General features: G+C 49.7%; 23 protein-coding genes and 2 pseudogenes. 6 read left to right on the forward strand and 19 right to left on the reverse strand.

Going from position 1 to position 25,633, the window contains the following annotated elements:
* Positions 1-123 precede the first annotated feature (123 nt).
* The 11 genes and pseudogenes from HII27_RS25645 to pcoA all read right to left on the reverse strand — a co-directional run.
* Positions 124-321, reverse strand: a pseudogene (locus HII27_RS25645) (ArsB/NhaD family transporter); the annotation flags it as partial.
* Positions 322-368: 47 nt separating this feature from the next.
* Positions 369-2,120, reverse strand: coding sequence for an arsenite efflux transporter ATPase subunit ArsA (arsA, locus tag HII27_RS25650; protein ID WP_185670119.1), 1,752 nt, complete (start codon positions 2,118-2,120; stop codon positions 369-371).
* A 17-nt stretch (positions 2,121-2,137) separates the two neighbouring features.
* Positions 2,138-2,500, reverse strand: a complete 363-nt coding sequence (arsD, locus tag HII27_RS25655) for an arsenite efflux transporter metallochaperone ArsD (RefSeq protein WP_008786785.1) — start codon at positions 2,498-2,500, stop codon at positions 2,138-2,140.
* A gap of 47 nt (positions 2,501-2,547) precedes the next feature.
* Positions 2,548-2,901: an As(III)-sensing metalloregulatory transcriptional repressor ArsR gene (gene arsR, locus HII27_RS25660; protein ID WP_008786784.1), complete on the reverse strand. Its 354-nt coding sequence runs from the start codon at positions 2,899-2,901 to the stop codon at positions 2,548-2,550.
* A 254-nt stretch (positions 2,902-3,155) separates the two neighbouring features.
* Positions 3,156-3,590 (reverse strand): hypothetical protein, encoded by a 435-nt coding sequence (locus tag HII27_RS25665; protein WP_008786783.1) that lies wholly within the window; start codon positions 3,588-3,590, stop codon positions 3,156-3,158.
* 206 nt (positions 3,591-3,796) lie between these two features.
* The gene (gene pcoS, locus HII27_RS25670) at positions 3,797-5,197 is read right to left on the reverse strand and encodes a copper resistance membrane spanning protein PcoS (protein WP_008786782.1); all 1,401 of its coding nucleotides are present in this window, start codon (positions 5,195-5,197) and stop codon (positions 3,797-3,799) included.
* Complete coding sequence (pcoR, locus tag HII27_RS25675; RefSeq protein ID WP_008786781.1) at positions 5,194-5,874, reverse strand: copper response regulator transcription factor PcoR; 681 nt, start codon at positions 5,872-5,874, stop codon at positions 5,194-5,196. Before pcoR ends, pcoS begins: the two co-directional genes overlap by 4 nt.
* A 40-nt stretch (positions 5,875-5,914) precedes the next feature.
* Positions 5,915-6,793, reverse strand: a complete 879-nt coding sequence (gene pcoD / locus HII27_RS25680) for a copper resistance inner membrane protein PcoD (RefSeq protein WP_230586310.1) — start codon at positions 6,791-6,793, stop codon at positions 5,915-5,917.
* Between the two features lie 55 nt (positions 6,794-6,848).
* Positions 6,849-7,229 carry a copper resistance system metallochaperone PcoC gene (pcoC, locus tag HII27_RS25685; protein ID WP_032951225.1) on the reverse strand — a complete coding sequence of 127 codons (381 nt, stop codon included), beginning with the start codon at positions 7,227-7,229 and terminating at the stop codon, positions 6,849-6,851.
* Positions 7,230-7,268: 39 nt separating this feature from the next.
* On the reverse strand, positions 7,269-8,159 hold the full coding sequence (pcoB, locus tag HII27_RS25690; protein ID WP_074147394.1) for a copper resistance outer membrane transporter PcoB: 891 nt from the start codon (positions 8,157-8,159) through the stop codon (positions 7,269-7,271).
* Between the two features lie 5 nt (positions 8,160-8,164).
* Positions 8,165-9,982, reverse strand: coding sequence for a multicopper oxidase PcoA (gene pcoA, locus HII27_RS25695; protein ID WP_185670120.1), 1,818 nt, complete (start codon positions 9,980-9,982; stop codon positions 8,165-8,167).
* Between the two features lie 227 nt (positions 9,983-10,209).
* Here pcoA and HII27_RS25700 point away from each other — a divergent pair, with 227 nt between their 5' ends.
* Together HII27_RS25700 and HII27_RS25705 are read left to right on the forward strand one after the other, a co-directional pair.
* Positions 10,210-10,659: a hypothetical protein gene (locus HII27_RS25700; RefSeq protein WP_008786776.1), complete on the forward strand. Its 450-nt coding sequence runs from the start codon at positions 10,210-10,212 to the stop codon at positions 10,657-10,659.
* 268 nt (positions 10,660-10,927) lie between these two features.
* Positions 10,928-11,665 carry a peptidoglycan DD-metalloendopeptidase family protein gene (locus HII27_RS25705; RefSeq protein WP_032951218.1) on the forward strand — a complete coding sequence of 246 codons (738 nt, stop codon included), beginning with the start codon at positions 10,928-10,930 and terminating at the stop codon, positions 11,663-11,665.
* Between the two features lie 33 nt (positions 11,666-11,698).
* Here HII27_RS25705 and HII27_RS25710 read toward each other — a convergent pair whose 3' ends face one another.
* The 7 genes from HII27_RS25710 to silC all read right to left on the reverse strand — a co-directional run bounded on the left by HII27_RS25710 (position 11,699) and on the right by silC (position 21,368).
* Entirely contained in the window at positions 11,699-11,896 is a 198-nt protein-coding gene (locus HII27_RS25710; RefSeq protein WP_000843494.1) for a DUF2933 domain-containing protein, read from the reverse strand.
* 40 nt (positions 11,897-11,936) lie between these two features.
* Positions 11,937-14,384, reverse strand: coding sequence for an Ag(+)-translocating P-type ATPase SilP (gene silP / locus HII27_RS25715; RefSeq protein WP_185670121.1), 2,448 nt, complete (start codon positions 14,382-14,384; stop codon positions 11,937-11,939).
* 126 nt (positions 14,385-14,510) lie between these two features.
* Positions 14,511-14,951, reverse strand: a complete 441-nt coding sequence (locus HII27_RS25720) for a DUF411 domain-containing protein (protein WP_009654300.1) — start codon at positions 14,949-14,951, stop codon at positions 14,511-14,513.
* 86 nt (positions 14,952-15,037) lie between these two features.
* Positions 15,038-18,184: a Cu(+)/Ag(+) efflux RND transporter permease subunit SilA gene (silA, locus tag HII27_RS25725; protein WP_000574029.1), complete on the reverse strand. Its 3,147-nt coding sequence runs from the start codon at positions 18,182-18,184 to the stop codon at positions 15,038-15,040.
* 10 nt (positions 18,185-18,194) lie between these two features.
* Positions 18,195-19,487, reverse strand: coding sequence for a Cu(+)/Ag(+) efflux RND transporter periplasmic adaptor subunit SilB (gene silB, locus HII27_RS25730; protein WP_000157620.1), 1,293 nt, complete (start codon positions 19,485-19,487; stop codon positions 18,195-18,197).
* 113 nt (positions 19,488-19,600) lie between these two features.
* Entirely contained in the window at positions 19,601-19,954 is a 354-nt protein-coding gene (cusF, locus tag HII27_RS25735; protein WP_008786772.1) for a cation efflux system protein CusF, read from the reverse strand.
* A 28-nt stretch (positions 19,955-19,982) separates the two neighbouring features.
* Complete coding sequence (silC, locus tag HII27_RS25740; protein ID WP_049042644.1) at positions 19,983-21,368, reverse strand: Cu(+)/Ag(+) efflux RND transporter outer membrane channel SilC; 1,386 nt, start codon at positions 21,366-21,368, stop codon at positions 19,983-19,985.
* A 189-nt stretch (positions 21,369-21,557) separates the two neighbouring features.
* Between silC and silR the strand changes: the two genes are divergently transcribed.
* From silR to copM, 4 genes are all read left to right on the forward strand, one after another.
* Entirely contained in the window at positions 21,558-22,238 is a 681-nt protein-coding gene (gene silR / locus HII27_RS25745) for a copper/silver response regulator transcription factor SilR (RefSeq protein ID WP_015572045.1), read from the forward strand.
* Positions 22,231-23,706, forward strand: a complete 1,476-nt coding sequence (silS, locus tag HII27_RS25750) for a copper/silver sensor histidine kinase SilS (RefSeq protein WP_007374412.1) — start codon at positions 22,231-22,233, stop codon at positions 23,704-23,706. The genes silR and silS overlap by 8 nt, the downstream gene beginning before the upstream one ends.
* Before the next feature lie 245 nt (positions 23,707-23,951).
* Positions 23,952-24,383 carry a silver-binding protein SilE gene (silE, locus tag HII27_RS25755; RefSeq protein WP_007374411.1) on the forward strand — a complete coding sequence of 144 codons (432 nt, stop codon included), beginning with the start codon at positions 23,952-23,954 and terminating at the stop codon, positions 24,381-24,383.
* Positions 24,384-24,528: 145 nt separating this feature from the next.
* Complete coding sequence (gene copM, locus HII27_RS25760) at positions 24,529-24,903, forward strand: CopM family metallochaperone (RefSeq protein ID WP_064375608.1); 375 nt, start codon at positions 24,529-24,531, stop codon at positions 24,901-24,903.
* Positions 24,904-25,310: 407 nt separating this feature from the next.
* Here copM and HII27_RS25765 read toward each other — a convergent pair.
* Positions 25,311-25,541 (reverse strand): annotated as a pseudogene (locus HII27_RS25765) (HNH endonuclease); the annotation flags it as partial.
* Positions 25,542-25,633 lie beyond the last annotated feature (92 nt).

Consider the following 25,633-nt stretch of genomic DNA (forward strand, 5'->3'; position numbering starts at 1 on the left):
CTGGGCGAAATGCGCCTGGTAAGCAGAGTTTTTGAAATGTAAGGCCTTTGAATAAGACAAAAGGCTGCCTCATCGCTAACTTTGCAACAGTGCCGGTAAGATCAACCATTTAATCCGCTTACCCATAATAATCACGGCAATAAAGGTCGCCGTCGCATTCCAGATGATATTCCACACTACAGGGATATCACCAAAATGGACTACATCAGATATCAGCGCCAGTACCGCGCCCAGCGTCGCACTCCAGCCGATCCCTAATCCCTTCGGTTGCCAGATAACCAAAACGATGGTCAGGACAAAAATAGCGCCTGCCAGTAACATAAATCCTCCAGACAGGACGGCTTTGCCGCCCTGTATATACAAAAAAATTAAACGGCCAGCTCTCTGAGTTTCTCGATGCCAGTGGGCTCTGCAGCCATTACCGGTACTAACGCTATGCAGCTTGCATGCTGGTTTTTCACAACCTCGATTTGAGGAAGCTCTTGTCGGGCGCGCTGGCAAAGCAGCGGCGATTGCGTCTGTGCAATCGAAAGGCTGTTATTGATAATCCAGCCCCAGGGATGAATCCCCGCACGTTCAAGATCGGACAGCAGGTTTGCCGCTTCCAGTACAGGTGTGGTTTCAGGCAGAGTGACCAGCAAGACTTTGGTACGTTCCGGGTCCTGAAGCTGCATCATCGGAGTGGTAAAATGACCTTTATCCTCCATCTTCCTGGCAATCTCACGGTGATAAGCCCCGGTCGCATCAAGCAGTAATAGCGTATGCCCGGTCGGTGCCGTATCCATGACCACAAACCGTTTGCCTGCTTCACGGATGACGCGTGAGAACGCCTGGAACACCGCAATCTCTTCTGTGCAAGGAGAACGTAAATCCTCTTCGAGCAGCCGCTTCCCGGCCTCATCCAGATCCCTGCCTTTCGTCTCAAGAACATGCTGACGATAGCGTTCAGTTTCATCGTGAGGGTTGATTCGGCCGACCTGCAGATTTTTAAGGCTGCCATTGAGCGTTGTACTGAGATGTGCAGCAGGATCTGAGGTGGTGAGATGCACATCAAAACCCTTATCCGCCAGACTGACGGCGATAGCCGCAGCCATTGTGGTTTTACCCACACCACCTTTGCCCATCAGCATAATCAAACCGTGTTCACTGCGGGCGATATCATCAACCAGGACAGACAACGACATATTCTCTGGCTTGTTCTGTGTGCTTTGTTCAGGAAGCGATGTTATCTCAGCGTGTTCGTTGAGCAGGCCTTTCAATGCGGACACACCAACCATGTTCAGCGGCTGAAGGTATAAGTTGTCTGTCGGCAAATCAGATAATCTGGCAGGAAGATTTGCCAGCGCCTCTTGCTCCCGTTGCCATATTGCAGCGGCCAGTGCATCACGTTCTGTTTCGCTCGCAGGCAGGACACCGTTAATGACTAAATACTGATTTTTAAGGCCAATAGCTGATAATTCGCCATGAGTACGAGCGACTTCCTGCAGTGTTGATTTTTGCAATCGCGCGACCAGCACAAGGCGAGTTCGTTCAGGATCGGATAATGCCTCAACCGCATGAGCATATTGCTCACGCTGCTTTTCCAGCCCCGCCATCGGCCCAAGACAGGAAGCACCATCTGGGTTACTTTCGATGAAGCTGCTCCAGGCTCCGGGAAGCTGAAGAAGGCGAATAGTGTGGCCCGTTGGGGCAGTATCAAAAATGATGTGATCGAAGCGGGTCAGCAGAGAAGCGTCGGTCAGTAAGCCAGTAAACTCGTCGAACGCAGCAATCTCTGTCGTACAAGCTCCTGAAAGCTGTTCACTGATGCTGTTAACAACGTCATCAGGCAAAAGACCTTTAATAGGGTCAACGATTCTGGCGCGGTATTGCTGGGCGGCATCCTGCGGGTCAATCTCCAGAGCCGAAAGACCAGACACAGCAGTCACGGGCTGGATAGTTTTCCCGATAGTCTGATCGAATACCTGACCAACGTTAGAAGCCGGATCGGTACTGACAAGCAGGACGCGCTTGCCCTGTTCTGCCAGGCGTATAGCTGTAGCGCAGGAAATTGAGGTTTTACCTACTCCTCCTTTGCCAGTGAAAAACAGGTAAGGCGGGATATTCTGTAAAAAATGCATATGTTCTCCTGACATACTCAACAACAGGAAGTGTTACCACCACAGCAGCTTGTCGGAGCCACGCCCACTTTCTCCAGCGGAATACCTAACCAGCGAGCCAGTTCAGCACGTTTGGGATAACGCCCTGCCATCACCGTTTCGCCATCCAGCAACAGCAGCGGAAGCCCTTCGGCTCCAGAAGCTTCAAGGAATGCTTTCGCTTTAGCGTTCTCAACGAAGCTCATCGGCTGTTGCGCCAGGTTGTAACGTTCGATCTGAACCCCACGCCCTTTCAGCCATTGCACATCAGCAGAAAAATCGACCAGAACCTGATCAACATCTGAACCACAAACGCCGGTACTGCAGCACATCGCCGGATCAAACACGGTTAACGTTTTCATCTTTGATACCTCACATTCGTAAAATCATATATGTTCAGGCAAATTTTTTAGATACAAACAGCCTTACCGCTTCCAGAGCAGTTGGCTGATGCCAGCTTACGGGCGATGGTCTGCACGTCGTCCTGTTGGCTTAACCAGGCCTGCTCAATCACCTGAGCGGCCCAGGAAGGAATATGTGGGGATAAGCGGTAGTGAACCCACTTGCCCTGTTTGCGATCCAGCAACAGTCCACATTCCCGAAGCATCGCCAGATGGCGGGAGATCTTGGGTTGTGACTGTTCCAGTGCCGTGCAGAGATCGCACACGCATAGCTCTCCCATCTCTCTGAGCAGCAGTACGATACCCAGACGGGTCTCATCAGATAGGATTTTGAAAAGTTGTAGGGATGAAATTTGTGTCATTATACTCTCCTGCTTTGAATGGCGAGTTTCGCGCTTCTGAGGCTAAAAGTCAAAAAACACATATGTTTTTTCGTATCTATATGGGAGGGCTATTTCATGTAAGGATAGAAAACATGCTCTGTGGAGTGGGGGACAAATAGTCGTTGTTGGCTTCACGGCTACATTGTAGTGAAGCATAAAAAAAACGCTCCCGGGCAGGAGCGTAAGCCAGTGAATTTGGCGTCAAATGAGGGTCTTACAAGTGGAGCTGCGGGTTAATTCTGGGTGATCTGACTGCGATGCTTTTCAGCCTGCTGCTGGTGAACAACGGAAGACTGACCATTATTCGCCTTCTCATGCACTACTGCGGCCTTCTCATGCTCGCTCATTTCAGAAAATGACTTTGCTGTTTCGTTGGTAGCCCCTGGTTTAGCATTCATCATTTTTTTATGCATTTCAGCCATGTCCTGGTGAGCGGCAGAATTACTGTTTTGCATCATTTCATGGGACATTGCTGCCTTATCGTGGTCATTCATATCCATCATTTTCATGCTCTCTCCCTCAACTGTGCTTTTAACAGTTGAAGACTGCATCTGATGGGCCGGTGCCTGGGCATTATTTACCTGGTCATGCATGTTCATTGTCTCTGAAGCCATGGCAGATGAAGCGACAGCCATCATGGCAATAAAGGATACAAGAATCTTTTTCATGGTTGGGTCTCCGGTGTTTTCATACCCGAACAATCAATGCTAAAGCATTTGATTACAGGGCTGGTTAATCATCACTCCAGGAACCGGGCGATTGGGTTATCACGCTGGTCCTGATTTATGACTGATTATAAAAAACCGCCTCTGTTTATCGCGTGACTGAATGATGACAATTTTGTCACCTTTCAGGTTTCTCCTGAATAACGGGATTAATCCATTAACAGGCGCACTTTGAACACAATTTCCCGCCCCTGCTGTTCTGCTGACAGCTCGCCGCCGTGAGCATGAATGATCGACCTTGTAATTGATAATCCCAGCCCCGCGCCTTCCGTGTTGTGGACCCTTGATGAGTCTGCGCGATAGAACCGGTCAAACAAACGTTCAAGATTAGCGGGAACCGGGCCAGACATCGTATTGGTAATCATCACGTTCACACAGTCACTGTCACGCTCAAGGCGTATCGCTGTACAGGTGTTATCGGGAGAATACTTGATAGCATTGGAGAGCAGGTTACTGAAAGCACGTCGCAGCATATCGCTGTCTCCGGCAACAACGCCCTCTCCTTCAACCGTGATTGTCTTTCCTGTTTCGTCTGCCAGGGGCTCGAATAACTCACGTAATTCATTCAGTTCGGCGGCCAGATCCACATCATGTTTCTCCAGCTGCAGCAGACCATGCTCTGAACGTGCCAGAAAAAGCATGTCACTGGTCATTCGTGACAACCTTTTCAGTTCTTCCAGGTTAGCGAATAAAATTTCGCGGTAATGCGAAACCTCCCTTTCCTTAGCCAGTGCAAACTGCGTCTGCATCATCAGATTACTGACCGGTGTGCGCAATTCATGCGCGATGTCAGACGAGAAATCTGACAGTTTCCGGAATGACCCCTCCAGGCGATCGAACATGTTATTGAACTCCTGCATGGTCTCAGAGATTTCCGGCGGAGCCAGATCGGGATTAAGACGCTGATCCAGGCTATGCACCGTCATGGAGGAAGCCAGGCTGGTCATTTCCCGTAACGGTTTCAGACCAATACGTGTGGTCAGCCAGCCCAGAAAAATTGAAATAAAGACCAGACCTATATTGAACCAGAACAGCCAGGTGCTGAGTTTGTCCATAAACAGGGTGTGATACCCTGTATCCGTGGCAACCGTAATGATGAAATGTTTGCTTTTACCCTGTTCCGGAGTCACTGCAACCCGACGTGAGATGCTGCGGTAAACAGTATTATTTTCTTCAGTCTGGATCATATAGTCGAGAATATCACCTGACTTATTTAACAGGATCTCAGGGACCGCAGAATTTTTAGCATACAGCTCCACGATTTTTTCATTTTCCATGTTTTTTATAGATATGAATAATCCACTGTGCCCTATCATCGCATCATTTATTTTTTCTGATAATGATTTAATATCAGTTTTATTTTGGAACGTTTCTGCTTTCAGAAACTCTTCAGTAAGCTGAAGTTTACCTGTCAGAAAATCCCGATCCTGATTATCGAAATAGCCATTAAGGGTGCTAATCAGTAAAAAACTTGATAACCACCATACAGTCAGCATAACTGCAGAAAAAATCAGACTCAGGCGCGTGGTCAGGGAAATTTTGAATCTCACTCTTCTCTGATCTCCAGAATATATCCGGCACCGCGCACGGTATGGATCAGTTTTGGCTCATAGTCATCGTCAATTTTGCTTCTGAGCCGTCTCACGGCAACATCTATCACATTCGTATCACTGTCAAAATTTATATTCCAGACCAGTGACGAGATAAGACTTCTGGGTAACACTTCTCCGGTGCGTTGCAGCAGCAGTTCAAGCAGAACGTATTCTTTGCCGGTGAGATGGATCTTTTTACCTGAGCGTGTCACTGTCCGCCGCACCATATCGACGGTCATGTCAGCTATGGTGCAAACCGTGGCAGTCTGTGAACGGGCCCGGCGCAATAAGGTTCTTACCCGTGCAACCAGCTCTGTAAAATCGAAGGGCTTGATAAGATAGTCATCTGCGCCAAGCTCCAGCCCTTTCACTTTGTCCCGTACGTTGTCCTTTGCGGTTAAAAACAGGACCGGTTCTTCGTGCCCGGACTCCCTCAGTGCGCTGATGATTTGCCACCCGTCGAGGAAAGGCAGCATCACGTCCAGTATTATCAAATCATACTGTCCTTTCGACGCGGCCCCGAGACCATCGCGGCCATTATCAAAGAGATCGGCCTGATAGCCCTCCTCAACCAGTCCCTGCTGCAGGTAACTACCTGTTTTATGTTCGTCTTCAACGATTAAAATACGCTGCATGGTTAACTCGATGATATGATGGTAAAAATATTACGGATCACTAGCTTGCCTGAGACGGAGCAAGCGTTCCTAGCCAAGATACAGCCCCCAGAATGGCGACCGCAACGAAGAATTCTGTCAGGATGCTGTTTCGCATCATGGCAACGCTGCGAACATAATTCCCTTCCCTGACCATAACTTCAAGGCGGGGGCCAAGGTGAAACCGGTTTGCTGCAGCCAGCAGAAGCATCAGAACAAACAGAGCCGTTTTAGCAAGCAATATGCCCCCCCAGGCACTGTTGAACAAGGGGGTTAAGTTACCTTCAGCAATATACAGATAGTTGACCAGCGCACTCAGGATCAGAGCCACAACAATCACCGTTCCTGCGGTTGCAAATTTTGCCAGAGAGTCAGATATCACACTGACGCTCTGTGCATTATGCGCGTTTCTGCGCATCAGCAGGATAGCAAATGCAACCAGAGCACCTGTCCAGGCACCTGCAGCGCCGAGATGAGTCAGATCGCCCAGTAAATGGAGGTAGTAATGCAGACCGTCATGCATGACGGCGTGTCCTCCCCAGGCAAGTGTAGCCAGCGCCACGCCCCCACTCATCGTCATTAGCAGGCAGGACAATACTCTCTTATTAGTGTAAAGGAACAAAGCACCGAGTGTGGTAAACAGGGCACAGAGCCTGACAATCCAGCTAATACCTACATCAGTTTCTTCTATAACCATCTCGATAATATGGATGGATAATTCTCTGAGATCAGTTACTCCGCTCATGGCATTAGATACCAGGAGCATATTAATGCCAGTAAGAATGATGCCTGCAACAACAGCAAAGGTTATAAACGACCTGAAATTAGTCAGGTTATACGCTTCATGTCTTACACCGCTTATTCCATATATCTGAAAAAATGGCAATCCAAATATTACCATCAAATCAAGATAAAGAAGAAAACGAATAACAATCATAATCAGTTCGTTCATGATATTACTTCACTGTGAAAGTGTAATTACCGGTAATCGGGTGCGTATCTGAAGAAACCGCGCGCCAGTCAACACGATAAGTGCCAGCGGGTAAAGGTTCTCGCGGAATAATGACCATCGATTTAGGGTCAGCGCCTGGTGCCACTTTTGCCGCGACTGGCATCGGAGAATGTGATGACATGCCTTTCATACCCGTCATCGTTAATTTTGCACCTGAGAATTTCACGGTCAGATTTTCCGTGAAATTTAGCTGAATCTTTTCCGGGGCCGCTACAGCTGAATCAGCCTGTGGAACCGAGCTTTTTAATTCCGGATGGGCCATAGCAGAAAAAGCGACGCCCAGAACCAGGCCACCTGTAAGAGTGGCTTTATGTAAAATCGACATATTATTTACCTGTTTAGTTGAGTGTTTTAAGTCAATGCATTAAAACCAGATTCTGGCTCCCGCCAGGAATACTACCTGATGGTCTTTCTCACCCTCTCTTTTCGCCATATCGGATGTTTTCCCGTAAAGCTGATTCCAGGAGACGCCTACATAGGGTGCAAACTCGCGGCGTATTTCATAGCGCAACCGGAGCCCCAGCTCTGTGTCAGCTAATCCCCTGCCGCGCCCCCGCGATTCATCATCCTGACTGTAGAAATTCACCTCATAGGATGGCTGGAGTATGAGCCGGTTAGTAAGTAAAACGTCGTATTCTCCTCCCAGACGCAGAGCGGCTTTTCCACCATTACTGACAAAACCCGTAATTTCAGACTCAAAATTATAGAGCGCAAGTCCCTGAAAACCGACAGCAGCCCAGGTCTGGGCTGACTCAGGTCTGAATTCCTGCCTGACACCCGCAACCAAATCCCACCATGGGCCAACCGCATGTCCCCAGAGTAACTGGGCTTCTGCCGTCTCTGTTTTTCCCCCGCTTCGTTCACCTTCGCTCTTTAGCCAAAGCCGGTCTGTGTCGCCTCCGATCCAGCTGTTAACGCTCCAGCTGAAATTGTTGCTGTTATCCGACCGTTGCCATTCAAGCTGATCCAGCAGAACCAGATAATTAATTGCACTGTCGTGAATTGCATGCCCCTGTAAATTGCCGAATGCAGCCTTTCGGTCGGCATTGGTAACTGGCGGAATTGGCGTTCTGCTCTCTGTCACAACGGGCTCCATGGACGTCATCTCAGTGAAGTTCTCATCCGCTGACATCTGCATAGCTGACATGTCGTGCCCGGCGTGGGGGTCTGCAGACACTGAGCCCGCTGCGATCGAAACCTGTGAGGTAAACAAACCGGCGAACAAAACCGGTATGGCCTTAAAATTTCTCTTCATTCGCATCATTCCTCCACCCGAACTTCACGAAACATTCCCATTTCCATGTGATAGAGCAAATGGCAGTGATATGCCCAGCGGCCAAGCGCATCTGCTGTCACTCTGTAACTGCGTTTGGTACCAGGAGGAACATCTATTGTATGTTTACGCACCATGAAATTACCGTTTTCATCTTCCAGATCGCTCCACATACCATGCAGGTGAATGGGGTGAGTCATCATGGTATCGTTGACCAGCGTGATTCTGAGTCGCTCACCGTATTTCAGCAGCACAGGTGCGGCATCTGAAAACTTGATTCCGTTAAATGACCAGGCAAACTTTTCCATGTGGCCGGTTAAATGCAGTTCTATGGTACGGCCAGGTTCACGTCCGTCAGGATCCTCAAAGCGGCTTTTCAAATCCGCGTACGTGAGAACCTTTCTTCCGTTATTTCGAAGACCAATACCCGGATCATTTAATTTCGGAGAGACGCTCATCGCCTGCATATCAACCAGTGGGTTATCCGTTTCTGACGCAGGATGACTTTGCATACCCGGCATTCCGGCCATCCGGGAATGATCCATACCGGCCATGTTGCTGTGGTCCACTGGCGCGGAGGATGTCCCGCTTTCCGGCAGGTCAGCGCCATCCATAGACATCATCTGTCCGCTGTTATCCATGCCTCCCATCTGGCTGTGATCCATTCCTGCCATATCATGTCCCATTCCTCCCATACCCATATCTTCCATGGTCAGAAGAGGACGAGGATCGAGAGCGGGAACGGCAGCACTTAACCCCTCTCTTGTGGCCAGAGTCCCGCGAGCGTAACCGGTTCTGTCCATGGATTGTGCGAAGATGGTATAGGCCTCACCCTGAGGCTCCACGATGACATCATAGGTTTCGGCAACTGCAATCCTGAATTCGTCAACGGTGACCGGATTGACATACTGACCATCTGCAGCCACAACCGACATTTTGAGCCCGGGAATGCGGATATCGAAATAGGTCATTGCCGAGCCGTTGATAAACCGTAAGCGTATTTTTTCACCCGGACGGAACAGTCCGGTCCAGTTTTTCAGCGGGGCCTGTCCGTTCATGAGATAGGTGTAGGTGTAACCGCTGACATCCGCGAGGTCAGTTGGATTCATTTTCATTTCAGCCCACATTTTCCGATCGGCAATGGTGGCTGACAGCCCCCTGGTATTCACATCACGGAAAAAAGAGCCAACGGTTGGTTTATTGAAATTGTAGTAATCCGACTGTTTTTTTAATTTTTTCAGCAGATGCTGAGGATTTTCATCGGTCCAGTCAGACAACATGATCACATGCTCACGATCGTAAGCAAAAGGTTCAGGCTCCTGGGCATCGATAATAATGGCACCGTATACCCCTTCCTGTTCCTGAAGACCGGAATGGCTGTGGTACCAGTAAGTCCCGTTCTGCTTAACCTTGAAGGTGTAGACGTAGGTGTCATCAGGCTCGATGCCCATAAAACTCAGTCCCGGTACACCATCCATATTGGCCGGAAGAATAATGCCGTGCCAGTGAATGGATGTCTGCTCATTGAGCCGGTTTTTGACCTTCAGGGTAATAGTTTCACCTTCTTTCCAGCGAAGGACGGGCCCCGGCAGGCCGCCATTGATGGTTTTGGCCTGGCGCTGACTGCCGGTGATATTGACGGTCGTTTCACCAATGGTCAGGTCAAACTGAGTACCCTCCAGGGATGCTGCAGGTGGCAGGCTCAGACTGGAACGTGCATTGAAGCTCCATACGCCAAGACTTCCGGCTACACCAGAGAGGGTCAACCCCTTCAGGAAAGTTCGTCGAGACGTTTTGAGTTGCATGGCGATCCCTTAATTAAAATATGGTTAATGGCAGAGATAGAGAACCGATTTGAATTAGATTCATTCTCCTGCAATGAAATGAAGCTAGCACACCTTACAAAACAAATTCATTACAATTGTGTAATGTAACTGGCTATATTACATTTATGTCATCTTTCCCACGTGTCTGTTATTTTTATATATGATTATGTGAGCCTCTTTTTATTTGTCAGGAAAGGTATTTTATTATGAAAACATTAATTGCTGTCACTGCGTTAACCTCTTTATTATCCGGGGCGGTTTTTGCCCAGTCCAGTAACATTGCGCACGACGCACATCGTTTCGTCAATAATGCCTCTGCAATTTCCCATGTGAACGCGGCTACGCATGAACAGAATACTGATGAAAAAAATAAAGATATAGCGACTCCGTTTTCTGAAATGAATGAACATGAAAGAGCTATTATTGCTCATTCATTTATGAATAATAGCGCTTCTTATCCACATCAAAAAATGATTGAGGAACATAAAAAAATGCTGAACGAAAGTGAAGCAAACACAAAAAACTTATCCTTTAGCGAACTGAATGCCGGTGAGAAAGCTGCACTTATACATGAGAGTGTCAATAATGCAGGTGCCGAAGCTCATCAAATACAGGCAAAAAAACTTCGAGAATTGTATGAAAGCGGCAAGCAGTAAGCGACTTCTGCTCCCCCCTGGGATGAGGTGACGATTTTACTGGCAGGTCACTATGCGGGGTTACGGCATAGTGACCTGCATAATTAACGCTACTCATCACTATCGGGCCTGTCATACAGTTCCCAGAGCTTCAGGAGCAAACGGGAAACAAGATATGTTACAAAAATGATGACCATCAACGGTGCTCCCGATTAACTGACAGATGACACGCCTCCAGAAAACCCCTAGCATACGCCGCAGTGTTCATGCTAACGGCGAATTCCAGTAAATGTATTCTACCGATGTCGTAAAAGAAAATGCCTACCTTTCAGCCACCCGCTCGGGCCTGGAATCGAACGAGATCGCTACCCTTCAGCGCTCTTTGCCTTCCCGGTTTAATCTTCGGCATTTGAAAAAAAATGAATCATTAAAACTCGTACTGCAAAAGAAAGCGGGAAAATCACGTGTCGTAGCCTATAAATTTACGTCCGGTTCATTTAATTACACGGCGTATCGTATATCAGACAAAAAGTTCTATAACCTTTCCGATACTTCCGGGAAAGGCAGTCTCGATTATCCGTTACCGACCACAGCAAGACTAAGTTCGCCTTTCAATCCTGCAAGACTTAACCCGGTATCGGGAAAAGTGAGTCCCCATAATGGCATTGATTATTCCATGCCCATGAACACGAAAATAGTTAGCGTCATCGACGGAAAAATCACCCGGGCCGAATACAACAGTACTATGGGATATTTTGTTGAAGTAACGGGAAAAGCCGGTGTTAAAACTCGCTATCTCCACCTCAATAAAATACTCGTTACTAAAGGGGCCAGGGTTACCCGGGGAGGCGCTATTGCGTTATCCGGTAACAGCGGACGTTCATCCGGTCCTCATCTACATTACGAGCTGGTCATCAATAACAATCCTGTTAACTCGCTGGCGTTCCGGGCAGCGGTACCCGCTGATAACAAACTCGAACAGCATGCCTTTGCGCATGCCAGAGACTACGAACGATACCTGGACTGATAACGGGACCGCGACGCGGCCCCGTCTGCCGGATTAATTTTTTTTATCGTTTTCACTTCCGTGATGTTGATGATCTCCATGCCCTCCGTGTCCGTGGAAAAGATGCATTAGCGGGCAGACCAGCAATAACAGATATGGCCAGTAACCTGCCACATGTGACCAGTGTTCGCGCAGGAGGGCAAATGCCGCGATCGCGGCGACTGCAATAAGAGCATAAGTTGTACTTTTCATTCCGGACTCCTTCTGTTCGTAACTGGCTCTTCATTCAGGGTTATTTCCCGAGCCTGACCCTTTTCAGACGCAACGCATTTACAATGACGCTGACGGAGGAAAGAGCCATGGCCGCCGCCGCAATAACTGGCGACAGCAGTATTCCATATACCGGGTAAAGCAGACCAGCAGCCACGGGCACGCCAAGTGCGTTGTAGATAAATGCAAAAAACAGATTCTGCCGGATATTTGTCATGGTGATTTCTGACAGATGACGTGCTCTGTTCAGTATCATCAAATCGCCTTTGAGAAGGGTAACGCCGGCACTTTCTATTGCCACATCTGTACCCGTTCCCATGGCTATACCCACGTCAGCCGCCGCCAACGCCGGGGCATCATTCACACCGTCTCCGGCCATCGCAACCACATGACCAGACTCTTTCAGTCGGGTTATCACTGCTTTTTTGCCATCAGGCAGAATCCCGGCTTCAACCTCATCTATTCCCAGTTTCCGTGCGACTGCTTCAGCAGTAAGCTGGTTATCCCCGGTGAGCATAACAATGCGGATCCCCGCCTGACGCAAAGCTTTAAGCGCATCCGGCGTGGTTGTTTTCACGGGATCCGAGATAGCTATCAGGCCTGCAAGGTCCCCGTCTGTGGCCACATAGATAACGGTAGCGCCTTCCATCCGCAACGTATCCGCAACGGCCTTTTGATTATCAATAACGATACTGTTTTCCTGCATAGCCAGTTCATTACCAATAACAACCCGTTGACCTTCGACATCGCCTGAGACACCTTTACCCGACGGTGCATCGAAATGAGTGACTGCGGGTATTGCGATCCCCTTTTCCTGTGCTGCTTTAACTACTGCCATACCCAGCGGATGCTGCGAGCCTTTTTCCACTGCGGCTGTTACACGCAAAAGAGATGTTTCCCCACCCGGATTGAGACTGATAATCCCTGTCACCGTAGGCGAACCTTCCGTGAGCGTGCCTGTTTTGTCGACAACCAGCGTGTCCACTTTTTCAAGACGCTCAAGGGCTTCGGCATTCCTGATTAACACCCCGGCCTGGGCTCCTTTGCCCACCCCCACCATTATCGACATCGGCGTGGCCAGCCCCAGCGCGCAGGGACAGGCAATAATCAGGACCGACACAGCCGCAATGAGACCGTGCGCCATCCTGGGCTCGGGCCCCCAGACAGACCAGATCACGAAAGCAACAACCGCGATAAGTATCACCAGAGGAACAAACCAGCCTGAAACGCTGTCAGCCATTCTCTGGATGGGGGCACGCGAACGCTGTGCATCAGCGACCATCTGAACAATTCGTGAGAGCATTGTTTCATCACCGACTTTCTCTGCACGGATGATGAGACTCCCTGTCTGATTAATGGTCCCCCCGATGACAGGGTCACCCTCCGTTTTGGTAACCGGCATAGATTCCCCGGTCACCATCGATTCATCAACGGTTGTTTTGCCTTCGATCACAATACCGTCGACCGGAATACTCTCTCCTGGTCTGATGCGGAGCTTATCGCCAGGCAGAACATCTTCCGCATTAATATCCGTTTCATGACCGTCATGATCCAGCCGCCTGGCGGTTTTGGGGGCAAGATTCAGTAGTGCAGTAATGGCACCTGAGGTTTGTTCCCGTGCCCGCAGCTCAAGAACCTGTCCCAGCAGAACAAGCACCGTAATAACTGCTGCGGCTTCAAAATAAACGGCCACCAGGCCATCCATGTTTCTGAACGATGCAGGAAACCAGGAGGGGAAGACGGTTGCAATGACGCTGTACACCCAGGCTACGCCGGTGCCCATTGCAACAAGGGTAAACATATTCAGGGAGCGGTTACGTAACGACATTCCGGCCCGGGCGAAGAATGGCCAGCCACACCACAACACGACAGGAGAGGCCAGAAGCAGCTGCAGCCATGTGTTGTACTGTGGCGGTACTGTATTCCTCAAGGCGGGAAACAGATGAGATCCCATTTCGAGTACCAGAACCGGAAACGCCAGCAACAACCCCAGCCAGAAGCGTCTTGTCATGTCGCGAAGTTCATCACTTGGCCCCGTGGATGCCGTAGCTACGAGCGGCTCCAGTGCCATTCCACAGACAGGACAGCTTCCGGGACCACTGCGGCGTATCTCCGGGTGCATCGGACATGTCCACACACCTTCAGAATTCTCTTTCTCCGCCTGGTGGTGAGGCTGTTTTATCTGATCAGGGCTGACTTCGTGATGATCGTGGTGATGGTGATGGGAATGTTCACTGGCATCTTCGGTAAGATAACGATCGGGATGGGCTTTAAATTTACTCTCACAGCTGGCGGAGCAGAAATAAAGTTGATGGTCCTGGTATCGAATGCTGCTGTGCGCCCTGTCGGGCAGGATGGCCATCCCGCACACGGGATCTCTCACCTTATGCAATACGTGGCCCTCGTCCGGGGATAATGTCTGCTCAGAAGCAGTCTGGTTGTTGTGTTGCACTGCATTGTCATTTTTCACAGTAACTCTCCTTATGCATACCGAAGCATCTTCTGTCTTCAGGGTATGTCATGGATGCGATTACCACGAATATCGCCGGCACAGGAGTGCCTGCTACCGGCGTCCCGTTATCAGCCGTTCCGCTGACTATTCGATTCGCTGGAAGACTTTTTTACTTCCATCCGGTGAGAATGCGATAACATCGTAAGCCTCTTTTCGGGCTCCCATCTCCATTCCAGGACTTCCTGCTGGCATACCGGGGGTGGCGAGACCGTATATACCCGAACCAGACTGCATTGCCTTATGTATCGTTGTCGCAGGCACATGGCCTTCAATGATCAAATTACCGGCAACCGCGGTATGACAACTTCGTAGTCCTGCAGGAATAGCATGCTTTTCTTTCAGGGCTGACAGCGCCTGATCATTCATGACGTGAGTTCGTACTTCAAACCCGTCTTTTTCCATCGCCTTGCCCCACAGGGAACAACAGCCACAGTTTTCAGATTTGTACATATCAATCACTTTTTCACTCGCCATTGCGGGCAGTGAAAGGCCGAGAGCCAGGGCCACCAGGACCACTTTTTTCATACTCACCTCTGTATATTATCGATATAACCCCTGACGTCAGGGTGAATCAGTACAGAAGGGCACCCACAGAGGATGCCCTTACAGGGTTATGACACGCTTTTTTTATGTCTGCGCAGCCAGATTAATTTGTAGGCGGCAGGAATTATGAACAGGGACAGCAGCGGAGCCGTGATCATCCCACCAATCATGGGTGCCGCGATACGGCTCATGACTTCTGAACCTGCACCGGTTCCCCAGAGTATTGGCAGCAGACCCGCAATGATCACCGCCACGGTCATGGCTTTCGGCCGGACACGCAGCACGGCACCATGATAGAGGGCTTCATCAAGACCTTCCGGTGTGAACGTCTCTTTACGGGACAATTCCGGGTGCGCTTCAATGGCATGACGCAGATACATCAGCATGACCACGCCAAACTCTGCTGCCACCCCGGCCAGAGCGATAAACCCCGTTCCGGTTGCGACAGACATATGGAAGCCCTGCCAGTACAGGAACCATATCCCGCCAACCAGGGCGAACGGCAGGCTCATCAGGATCAGCAGGGCTTCATCAACCCGGCGGAATGCCAGATACAACAGGATGAAGATGATCATCACCGTCATCGGCACCATCAGCTTCAGTTTCTTGTTGGCATGCTCAAGCAGTTCAAACTGTCCGGAGAATGACACGCTGGTACCCGGTCTCAGTTTCACTTTCTGACTGATCGCCGTTTTAATGTCATTAACCACCGACACCATATCCCTGCCGCGCGCGTCAATGTAAATCCAGCTGGCTGGACGGGCATTTTCCGTTTTCAGCATAGTCGGCCCGGAAACGACCTTAATATCCGCAACATCGCCCAGCGTGATCTGCTGCTTCATCGGGGTCAGGATCGGCATCTGTTTCAGGGCCTGCGGGCTGTTCCGGTAATCCTGCGGATAGCGGATATTAATCGGGTACCGGGCCACGCCTTCAACCGTTTCCCCTACCGTCGCGCCGCCGATGGCTGATGAGATGAACAGCTGCACATCGCCCACCGTCATTCCGTAGCGGGAGGCTTTTTCCCGGTTGATATCCACATCAATGTAGCGCCCGCCTTCCAGTCGCTCTGCGAGAGCAGACACTACGCCGGGTACGGTTTTGGCGACCGCTTCGATACTCTGCGCCGTTGCATCGATATCGGACAGAACCGTTCCGGACACCTTGATACCTATCGGGCTTTTGATCCCGGTTGAGAGCATATCAATACGGTTACGGATTGGCGGCACCCAGAGGTTTGCCAGCCCCGGTAAACGGACGGTCCTGTCGAGTTCTTCAATAATCTTGTCAATCGTCATGCCTGGACGCCACTGATCCTCTGGTTTGAGCTGGATCGTGGTTTCAACCATTTCGAGCGGTGCGGAATCCGTGGCGGTCTCTGCTTTACCGGTCTTGCCAAATACAGAGGCCACTTCAGGAACGCTTTTGATTAACTTGTCCGTCGTCTGCAGGAGCGCTGCAGCTTCAGCCGGAGAGACACCCGGCAGGGTCGACGGCATATACAACAGGTCGCCCTCGTTAATCTTCGGCAGAAACTCACCGCCCACCTGGCTCAGCGGCCAGATAACGGTGAAAATGGACAAGGCCGCAACCAGCAGGGTTGTTTTTGGCCAGTGGAGGACCCGCAGCAGCAAAGGATGATACGCTTTGATCAGCACCCGGTTCAGGGGGTTACTTGTCTCGGCAGGAATTTTCCCCCGGATCCAGAATCCCATCAGAATAGGAATGACGATGATGGCCAGTGCGGCCGCTCCCGCCATGGAGTACGTTTTCGTGAATGCCAGCGGGCCAAACAGACGACCTTCCTGCCCTTCCAGGGTAAAGATAGGAATAAAGGACAGGGTGATGATCAGCAGGCTAATGAACAACGCGGGTCCCACTTCCACGGAGGCGTCGGTAATCACCTTCCAGCGGGTGGCGTTGTCAATCTGCTCACCCGGATGCTGATGATCCCACTCCTCAAGCCGTTTGTGCGCATTTTCAATCATCACAATGGCGGCATCCACCATCGCACCGACGGCAATCGCTATCCCTCCCAGCGACATGATATTGGCGTTCAGTCCCTGGAAGTGCATGACGATAAAGGCGATACACAGGCCAAGCGGCAGAGAGATAATCGCCACCAGGGCAGAACGTACGTGCCACAGGAACAGAGCACAGACGATGGCCACCACGATAAACTCTTCCAGAAGTTTGGAACTGAGGTTATCAATCGCCCGGTCGATTAACTGGCTGCGATCGTAGGTGGTCACGATTTCAACGCCTTCCGGCAGGCTGGCCTTCAGCGTCTCCAGTTTATCCCTCACTGCCGTGATAACGTCGCGCGCATTTTTACCCGACCGCAGGATCACCACGCCGCCAGCGACTTCTCCCTGGCCGTTCAGCTCGGCAATACCACGCCTCATTTCGGGCCCGGTCTGCACGCGGGCAACATCCCGCAGATAAACCGGCACGCCGTTCTCACCTGTTTTCAGGACGATGTTATTAAAATCATCAATGCTCTGAAGATAACCGCTGGCACGGACCATATACTCCGCTTCGGCCATTTCAACGGATGAGCCACCGGCCTCCTGGTTAGACGATTCAAGTGCCTGTTTCACTTCGGGCAGGCTGATACCGTACTGGGACAGTTTTACCGGATTGACCTGAATCTGGTACTGTTTCACCACGCCGCCAACCGAAGCGACCTCAGCCACGTTCGGGATGGTTTTCAGCTCAAATTTCAGGAACCAGTCCTGCAGAGAACGCAGTTCTGAAAGGTCGTGTTTTCCGCTGCGATCGACAAGGGCATATTCAAATATCCAGCCCACCCCCGTGGCGTCCGGGCCGATTTCAGAACTCACACCGGCGGGCAGTTTTCCCTGTACCTGGTTCAGGTACTCCAGCACGCGGGAACGGGCCCAGTACAGATCGGTGCCGTCTTCAAAAATGACATACACATACGAATCACCGAACTGTGAAAAACCACGCACGGTTTTTGCGCCAGGCACGGACAGCATGGTGGTGGTAAGTGGATAGGTGACCTGGTTTTCTACAATCTGCGGGGCCTGGCCGGGATAGCTGGTTTTGATAATGACCTGCACATCTGACAGGTCAGGCAAGGCATCGACAGGCGTGTTAATAATCGTCCATGTGCCCCAGATGCTGAGAAACAGGGCCCCCATCATGACCAGGAAACGGTTGGCGACAGAGCGCCGGATAATCCATTCAATCATCGTCGTCTCCTCAGTGCCCTGAATGCATATTTACAGGCTGGTCAGACATTGCTGGCATACTGCTTTCTGTTTTTTCAGGGTGGCGCATACGTTCCAGTGCGCCCGTAATATTGGCTTCAGAGTCAATGAGGAACAGGCCACTGACCACCACGGTATCGCCTTCATTCAGGCCGGAGCCGATGCCGGACTGTTGCTGTGACTCATGCAGAACGTGGATCTGTTTCGGCACAAACTTGCCTTCATCATCAACAGTAATCACGCGCTGTTCTTTGCCGGTATCGATAACGGCCTGGCTTGGTATCAGCAGCATCTCCTGGCTTCTGGTATTCAGTTTGAGATAGGCATTCATGCCCGGTTTGAGAAACTCATCCTTATTAGAAACTTGGAGACGGACCTGAAGCGTACGGGTTGTCTGATCCACGCTGGGAAGAATGTTCCATTTTTCGACATGGAATGTTTTATCCGGATAAGCCGGTACCGAAATTTCAAACTGCGACGTATCTTTCAGCAGATAGGCGATAGATTCTGGCACTGCAGCGCTGATCCAGACCGGGTCCATCCCCTGAATCTGAGCCACCACCTTATCTTTCGAAATATTCATGCCGGTGCGCAGGTCAAATGCAGTAATGACACCATCAATAGGTGCTTTAATGGTAAAACGGGTCTGAATGCTCCGGGTAGAACGCAGTCTCTGAATATCCTCTTCCGGCATACCTGCCAGGCGAAGCCGTTCCAGAACGCCTTTAATTTGCGTGGAAGTACCACCGGTGCTGGATAACAGAAGGAATTCACTCTGTGCTTCCACCCAGTCCGGAATGGTAATATCGATAAGTGGCGTCCCCTTCTTCACATGATCGCCAATCGTCATGGGGTAGACTTTTTCGACAAACCCGTCAGAACGCGCCTGCACAATAACAAACTGATACTCGTTATAGCTGACATTAGCCGGGATTGTCTGAGAATAATTCAGCATTCCTCGCGTGACTTTTTGCGTTTTTAATCCCAGATTCTGAACCTGGGTTGGGTCGATACGGATCCCGCCACTGCTTTTATCGCCACTGTCATCAGCATATTTTGGCACCAGGTCCATATCCATAAAGGGCGATTTTCCGGGTTTATCAAATTTGGTATCCGGTTTCATTGGGTCATACCAGAAAAGCACCTTTCGTTCCGGTGCCTTTTGTTCTGTTTTTTCTGTCTTTTGTGCTGAGTTTACATACTGCCAGGCAGTAACCGATATCAGCCCCCCTGCTATGAGGCTGCTGATAATTATTGCAGCATATTTTATCTTTAAAGAAGCCATACAATTTTCCGCTAAAAAATCAAAACACCTGGCATATGCGCCTGACGGTTAACTCACACATATACCTATGTGAATGTACAGGCGCACAGGATGTAATCGCTCCGGACAGCCAATCAGGACTGCGTCACGTTAATGCTTTTAAGTAAAGAAATATTACCCTGCTGAATAAACGAGAAATCGACATGGTTGCCGGTTTTCAGGGCATTGATAGCGTCGTCTGCATTAACAAAAGTGAAGCGCATGGTCATTGCAGGCCAGCCCACCGCAGGGATTGCTTCGTGCGAAATGGTGATCTTTTTACTATTTATATCAATTTCTTTAACGACACCGGTGCCCTTGATAACCTGCTGTACCGAAGCATCACTGGCAGTATTCATATCGCCATGCTGATGTGTTTCAGCATGAAGACCGGCAGAAAACATGACAGAGAAGGCACCAAATAAAACGGCTTTAAGTGAATTACGCATTTTAAATTTCCTGATTAATGAAATAAATTTACTCTACCCAACCGCCACCCAGTGCGGTAAACAGATTAATTTCGTTAACCTGCCGGGAATAGGTAAGATCGAGAATGGTTTGCTGCGTAGCGAAGAGAGAACGCTCTGCATCCAGCACTTCAATGTAACTGACAGCACCACTGGAATATAATCCTCTGGCACGCTGGAGAGTTATCTGAAGTGAATCAAGATAACGCTGCTGTGACTCAAGTTGCTGGCTAAGGCTGTCGCGCAGCGCAAGCGTGTCGGAAACATCCTTAAAGGCTGACTGAATTTTTTGTTCGTAATTAACCACCGACTGTTGCTGGCGAATTTCAGCCAGCTTCAGATTGGCTTTATTCCTGCCAGCATTAAATATAGGAATTTCAATTTTAGGGATAAAATTCCACATTCCACTTCCTGACGTAAACAGGCTGGACAGCTCCGTACTGCTTGCGGAAAGGCCACTGGTCAGGGTAATGGACGGGAAAAAGGCCGCCCGCGCTGCGCCAATATTCGCATCAGCCGCTTTCAGCTGGTATTCCGCCTCCATAATATCCGGTCGCTGCAGCAAAATTTGTGACGACAGGTTTGATGGCAGTTTAACTGGCGCGATCTCACCGCCTTTCATCCCTTTTTCTGGCGGCAGTGCACGGTACGTTCCCAGCACCAGTTGCAGGGCATTGTTTGCCTGAGCCAGATCGCCTTCTCGTTTGGCTATCTCAGCGCGGGTACTTTCGATTTGTCCCCTGGCCTGTTCAAGCGCCAGCACATTCGTACTCCCGGTCACGAGCTGTTGCTCAACGAAAGCATAGGACTGTTCGTAATTTTTCAGCGTTTCCCGCGCGATACGGAGTTGTTCATACGCCAGTTGCTGGCTGAAATAGCTTTGTGAAACGCTGGAGACCAGCAGGATATGTACAGCCCGACGGGCTTCTTCGCTGGCAAAGTAGTTCTGGCGATCAGCGTCACTCATGTTCTTGAGCTTGCCGAAAAAATCGAGCTCATAGCGGAGTTCCAGACCCGCGTCGTACTTCTGTGTGGTCGGCTTGTCGCCTTTCAGACCACCGCTGTAGGTGATCCCGGATGAGGCATTCAGCTGGGGATAACGATCTGCATCCGTGACGTTGAACTGGGCCCGGGCCTCTTCAACCTTCAGGGCAGCCATTCTCAAATTACGGTTATTAGCAAGGGCTTCCCCGATCAGCCGGGTAACCTGGGGATCGACAAAAAAGTTACGCCAGCCCGTATCCTGATAACCATTCACTGCTGGCGTCAGGCTGTTTCGGGACAGTGAAAACTGCTGGGGTACCGGTGCTGCCGGGCGCTGATATTCAGGTGCCAGAGAGACACAACCAGCCAGGATGAATATCGTGCTGATGCTGAGTAATTTTAATTTGAACATAACGCTTCTCGTCCAGGCAGACCTGGTAAATGGTTCAAATGAAGTTCAGAGTATTACCAGGGTTACTTTACAGAATGCACTCTGTTTGTCGGGTGACAGAATAATGACAATGTTGTCATTTTTACGGTAATTCGTTGATTACGATCGTGTGCGCAATAGAATGACATTAGCAGCCAGACGGGGAGCAAGATGAAAATATTGATCGTCGAAGACGAAATTAAAACAGGTGAATATCTCAGCAAAGGGCTTACAGAGGCAGGGTTCGTAGTGGATCACGCTGATAATGGTCTTACCGGATATCATCTCGCCATGACAGCCGAGTATGATTTAGTCATTCTGGACATCATGCTGCCTGATGTGAACGGCTGGGATATCATCCGCATGCTGCGCACTGCCGGAAAGGGTATGCCGGTCTTACTACTGACGGCCCTCGGCACGATCGAACACAGGGTCAAAGGACTGGAACTGGGTGCGGACGATTATCTGGTTAAACCCTTTGCGTTTGCCGAACTGCTCGCCCGGGTAAGGACCCTACTGAGGCGGGGAAACACGCTGATCACGGAAAGTCAGTTTAAGGTGGCTGACCTCTCGGTTGATCTCGTCTCCAGAAAAGTCAGTCGCGCCGGAAACCGCATTGTGCTCACCAGTAAAGAGTTCAGCCTGCTGGAATTTTTCATTCGCCATCAGGGTGAAGTGCTACCCCGCTCCCTGATTGCCTCTCAGGTCTGGGACATGAATTTTGACAGCGACACTAACGCGATTGATGTCGCCGTAAAGCGACTTCGCGCGAAAATAGACAACGATTACGGGACAAAGCTGATCCAGACAGTCCGGGGCGTGGGCTACATGCTGGAGGTCCCGGATGCATAGCAAACCGTCCAGACGCCCGTTCTCGCTCGCGCTGCGGCTGACCTTTTTTATCAGCCTGTCCACGATACTGGCTTTTATCGCCTTCACCTGGTTTATGCTGCATTCTGTTGAAAATCATTTTGCCGAGCAGGATGTCAGCGATCTTCAACAAATCAGCACCACACTGAACCGTATACTGCAGTCCCCGGTGGATCCGGATGATAAAAAAATAAGCAAAATAAAGGAATCAATTGCCAGCTACCGCAACGTTGCCCTTTTGCTCCTCAATCCCAGGGGTGAAGTGCTCTTTAGCTCAGCTCAGGGGGCGGCACTACGCCCGGCAGTGAATTCAGCAGATTTTAGCGAGCACAGCCGCGCACGGGATGTCTTTCTCTGGACGGTGGAGGATCCTGCGGGACCGATGGATACCGGGTCCGAAATGAAGATGGAAACATACAGGATTATCGCCTCCTCTGGTCAGGCGATATTTCAGGGCAAACAGCAGAACTATGTCATGCTGACTGGCCTATCCATTAATTTCCATCTCCATTACCTCGATGCGCTGAAAAAGAACCTGATTGCGATTGCCGTCGTGATAAGCCTGTTGATTGTTCTGATCATTCGAATCGCTGTCCGTCAGGGGCACCTGCCCCTTCGTAATGTCAGCAATGCCATTAAAAACATCACCTCCGAGAATCTTGATGCGCGACTGGAACCGACACGCGTTCCCATTGAGCTGGAGCAACTGGTTATCTCGTTCAATCATATGATTGGAAAGATTGAGGATGTCTTTACCCGCCAGGCCAATTTCTCTGCCGATATCGCGCATGAGATCAGAACGCCCATCACCAATCTGGTGACGCAGACTGAAATCGCACTGAGTCAGGATCGAACACAGAGGGAACTTGAGGATGTCCTCTATTCCAGTCTTGAAGAGTATAACCGGATGACCAAAATGGTCAGCGATATGCTGTTCCTGGCACAGGCAGATAATAATCAGCTGATACCTGACAGGGTCATGTTTGACCTCAGAGCGGAAGTCATGAAAGTCTTCGAGTTTTTCGAAGCCTGGGCCGAAGAACGCAATATCACGCTCAAATTTAACGGGATGCCCTGCCTGGTTGAGGGAGATCCACAAATGTTCAGAAGGGCGATCAATAATCTGTTATCCAATGCCCTGCGTTATACCCCGGAGGGACAGGCAATCACCGTCTCAATAAGAGAGCAGGAGAGCTTTTTTGACCTTGTGATTGAAAATCCGGGGAAACCAATCCCTGAAGAGCATTTATCAAGGCTGTTTGACCGTTTTTATCGGGTAGATCCGTCCAGACAACGAAAAGGAGAAGGCAGCGGCATCGGCCTTGCGATTGTGAAGTCCATCGTGGAAGCACATCACGGAAGAGTGCAGGTGGAATCGGACGTACGTTCAACTCGTTTTATCCTATCCGTGCCCAGACTGGAGAAAATGATTCCGGAAACCCAGTACTGAGAATAAAGATTTAAATGACAAAGATGTCATTAGCCTGTCATGCAGCAAACAGAAGCCATTCGATATAATTAGTGCAACTTATCAGGAAGGCATTATTACTTCATCCATACACGGCATCAGCACAAGCCAGGAGTTGTATTAAAGCCTCATCCTGGCGGAATAAGGTCTGTAGAGTTGTCAGTTGTACTACTGAGGACACAGATCGAAATTCACGGACATCACTAATTCAGAAATGGAGAGTTACCATGAAAAATATCGTCTTAGCATCAGTGTTAGGTTTGAGCTTAATTTCTACGGCCTGGGCCACTGAAACTGTAAATATCCATGAGCGTGTCAATAATGCTCAGGCTCCGGCCCATCAGATGCAGTCTTCTTCAACTCCAGCCGCCATCCAGGGGGCAGCTCCACGGATGGCCGGTATGGATCAGCATGAACAGGCTATTATTGTTCATGAAACCATGAACAATGGTTCAGCAGATGCACATAAAAAAATGGCGGAAAGTCATCAGAAGATGATGGGAACTGGCACCGTTAACGCTTCCCGTCCGGCGACTTCGTTTGCGGCGATGAATGAACATGAAAGAGCAGCTGTTGCCCATGAATTTACGAATAACGGTCAGTCCGGCCCCCATCAGGCTATGGCTGATGCACACCGCCGCATGATCAATGCGGGCTGATGACAACTGAAGTTTCCGTGCGGTTACCCTTTCCTTGATAGATTGTCCCTTATACGGATATGTTGTTATTTTTTGCCCCCTTCAGGGGGCTTTTTTGTCTGACTCAGCTAAACTTATCCGGTAACCATCTGAAAGGGTTTATTATATGAAAATCACAAATTCGCTTTTTGTTATACTGATGTTATCCCTGCCAGCGATTTCCGCAGAACATTCAGAAATGAAAATGTCAGATATATCCTCATCGGCATCGTCATCGTCATCGTCATCGTCATCGTCACAGGAATATATGTCCGGCATGAAAGGTATGCATGACAAAATGATGGCCGCTGTAAAAGAGTCCGATCCCGACAAGGCTTTTGCGAAAGGCATGGTAGCACACCATGAAGGGGCAATAGCAATGGCTGAGACCGAGCTAAAATACGGAAAAGATCCGGAAATGAGAAAGCTCGCGCAGGACATCATTAAAGCTCAAAAAGGTGAAATTGAGCAGATGAATAAATGGCTTGGTAATCAAAAATAATGATTGCGGAAATAATATATTGCGCGTACAGTCAGAGTGTTCCCGGGCACGGGAACCTGTTAATCGTTAATTAATCAAAACCCGATTCATTTCGGGTTTTTCCTTTTACCCCCCCCAACGCATGCACTGCACCGAGTGAAATTCACCTGAGCCAATTCTGCTTGCTTATTATTTCGATGGAAATTGCTGATTTTAATTAAGTCTATGTTTTAAAGGTGTTTCTCATGCCTGGGTTTGGCAGGGGTTCGTCCTGTTCTCTGGTCATGCGCAATGGCAATTCGCAGTCAGGGCTCAAGACTACTTTTACCTCTTTTTTAACAGAAAGTTTCTGGACCCGATACTTGCCGGAAACATCATCTGCTGTTCATCCCGACCAATAAAACGAAGGTATCACTCTCGTTTGAATCTCACTTACTTTCCATTTTGTAATAAAGAATCAAGTTTTCCAGTGATATATCAATACCAACTTTTTTTAATAACCTTTTTCGCGCAGTGTATATTTCTTTCAGCATATCTTCATAACCCTGACCAAGGTGAATTTGTTTATGGCAATTGCAACACAGAGATATGATATTTTCTTCAACATCAAGAGATGTGTCAAAAGCATCTTGCCTGGACATAGGTACAATGTGATGAGGGTGATGCTGCCAACTTACTGATTTAGTGTATGATGGTGTTTTTGAGGTGCTCCAGTGGCTTCTGTTTCTATCAGCTGTCCCTCCTGTTCAGC

The sequence above is a fragment of the Kluyvera sichuanensis genome (assembly GCF_014218705.1).
In the GTDB taxonomy this organism is placed as follows: domain Bacteria; phylum Pseudomonadota; class Gammaproteobacteria; order Enterobacterales; family Enterobacteriaceae; genus Kluyvera; species Kluyvera sichuanensis.

Bases quoted from the DNA above. Each gene is read 5' to 3' on its own strand.
- arsA (WP_185670119.1), bottom strand. From the start codon at position 2,120: ATGCATTTTTTACAGAATATCCCGCCTTACCTGTTTTTCACTGGCAAA.
- arsD (WP_008786785.1), bottom strand. From the start codon at position 2,500: ATGAAAACGTTAACCGTGTTTGATCCGGCGATGTGCTGCAGTACCGGC.
- arsR (WP_008786784.1), bottom strand. From the start codon at position 2,901: ATGACACAAATTTCATCCCTACAACTTTTCAAAATCCTATCTGATGAG.
- HII27_RS25665 (WP_008786783.1), bottom strand. From the start codon at position 3,590: ATGAAAAAGATTCTTGTATCCTTTATTGCCATGATGGCTGTCGCTTCA.
- pcoR (WP_008786781.1), bottom strand. From the start codon at position 5,874: ATGCAGCGTATTTTAATCGTTGAAGACGAACATAAAACAGGTAGTTAC.
- pcoD (WP_230586310.1), bottom strand. From the start codon at position 6,793: ATGGTAATATTTGGATTGCCATTTTTTCAGATATATGGAATAAGCGGT.
- pcoC (WP_032951225.1), bottom strand. From the start codon at position 7,229: ATGTCGATTTTACATAAAGCCACTCTTACAGGTGGCCTGGTTCTGGGC.
- pcoB (WP_074147394.1), bottom strand. From the start codon at position 8,159: ATGAAGAGAAATTTTAAGGCCATACCGGTTTTGTTCGCCGGTTTGTTT.
- pcoA (WP_185670120.1), bottom strand. From the start codon at position 9,982: ATGCAACTCAAAACGTCTCGACGAACTTTCCTGAAGGGGTTGACCCTC.
- HII27_RS25700 (WP_008786776.1), top strand. From the start codon at position 10,210: ATGAAAACATTAATTGCTGTCACTGCGTTAACCTCTTTATTATCCGGG.
- HII27_RS25705 (WP_032951218.1), top strand. From the start codon at position 10,928: ATGTATTCTACCGATGTCGTAAAAGAAAATGCCTACCTTTCAGCCACC.
- HII27_RS25710 (WP_000843494.1), bottom strand. From the start codon at position 11,896: ATGAAAAGTACAACTTATGCTCTTATTGCAGTCGCCGCGATCGCGGCA.
- HII27_RS25720 (WP_009654300.1), bottom strand. From the start codon at position 14,951: ATGAAAAAAGTGGTCCTGGTGGCCCTGGCTCTCGGCCTTTCACTGCCC.
- silA (WP_000574029.1), bottom strand. From the start codon at position 18,184: ATGATTGAATGGATTATCCGGCGCTCTGTCGCCAACCGTTTCCTGGTC.
- silB (WP_000157620.1), bottom strand. From the start codon at position 19,487: ATGGCTTCTTTAAAGATAAAATATGCTGCAATAATTATCAGCAGCCTC.
- cusF (WP_008786772.1), bottom strand. From the start codon at position 19,954: ATGCGTAATTCACTTAAAGCCGTTTTATTTGGTGCCTTCTCTGTCATG.
- silC (WP_049042644.1), bottom strand. From the start codon at position 21,368: ATGTTCAAATTAAAATTACTCAGCATCAGCACGATATTCATCCTGGCT.
- silR (WP_015572045.1), top strand. From the start codon at position 21,558: ATGAAAATATTGATCGTCGAAGACGAAATTAAAACAGGTGAATATCTC.
- silS (WP_007374412.1), top strand. From the start codon at position 22,231: ATGCATAGCAAACCGTCCAGACGCCCGTTCTCGCTCGCGCTGCGGCTG.
- silE (WP_007374411.1), top strand. From the start codon at position 23,952: ATGAAAAATATCGTCTTAGCATCAGTGTTAGGTTTGAGCTTAATTTCT.
- copM (WP_064375608.1), top strand. From the start codon at position 24,529: ATGAAAATCACAAATTCGCTTTTTGTTATACTGATGTTATCCCTGCCA.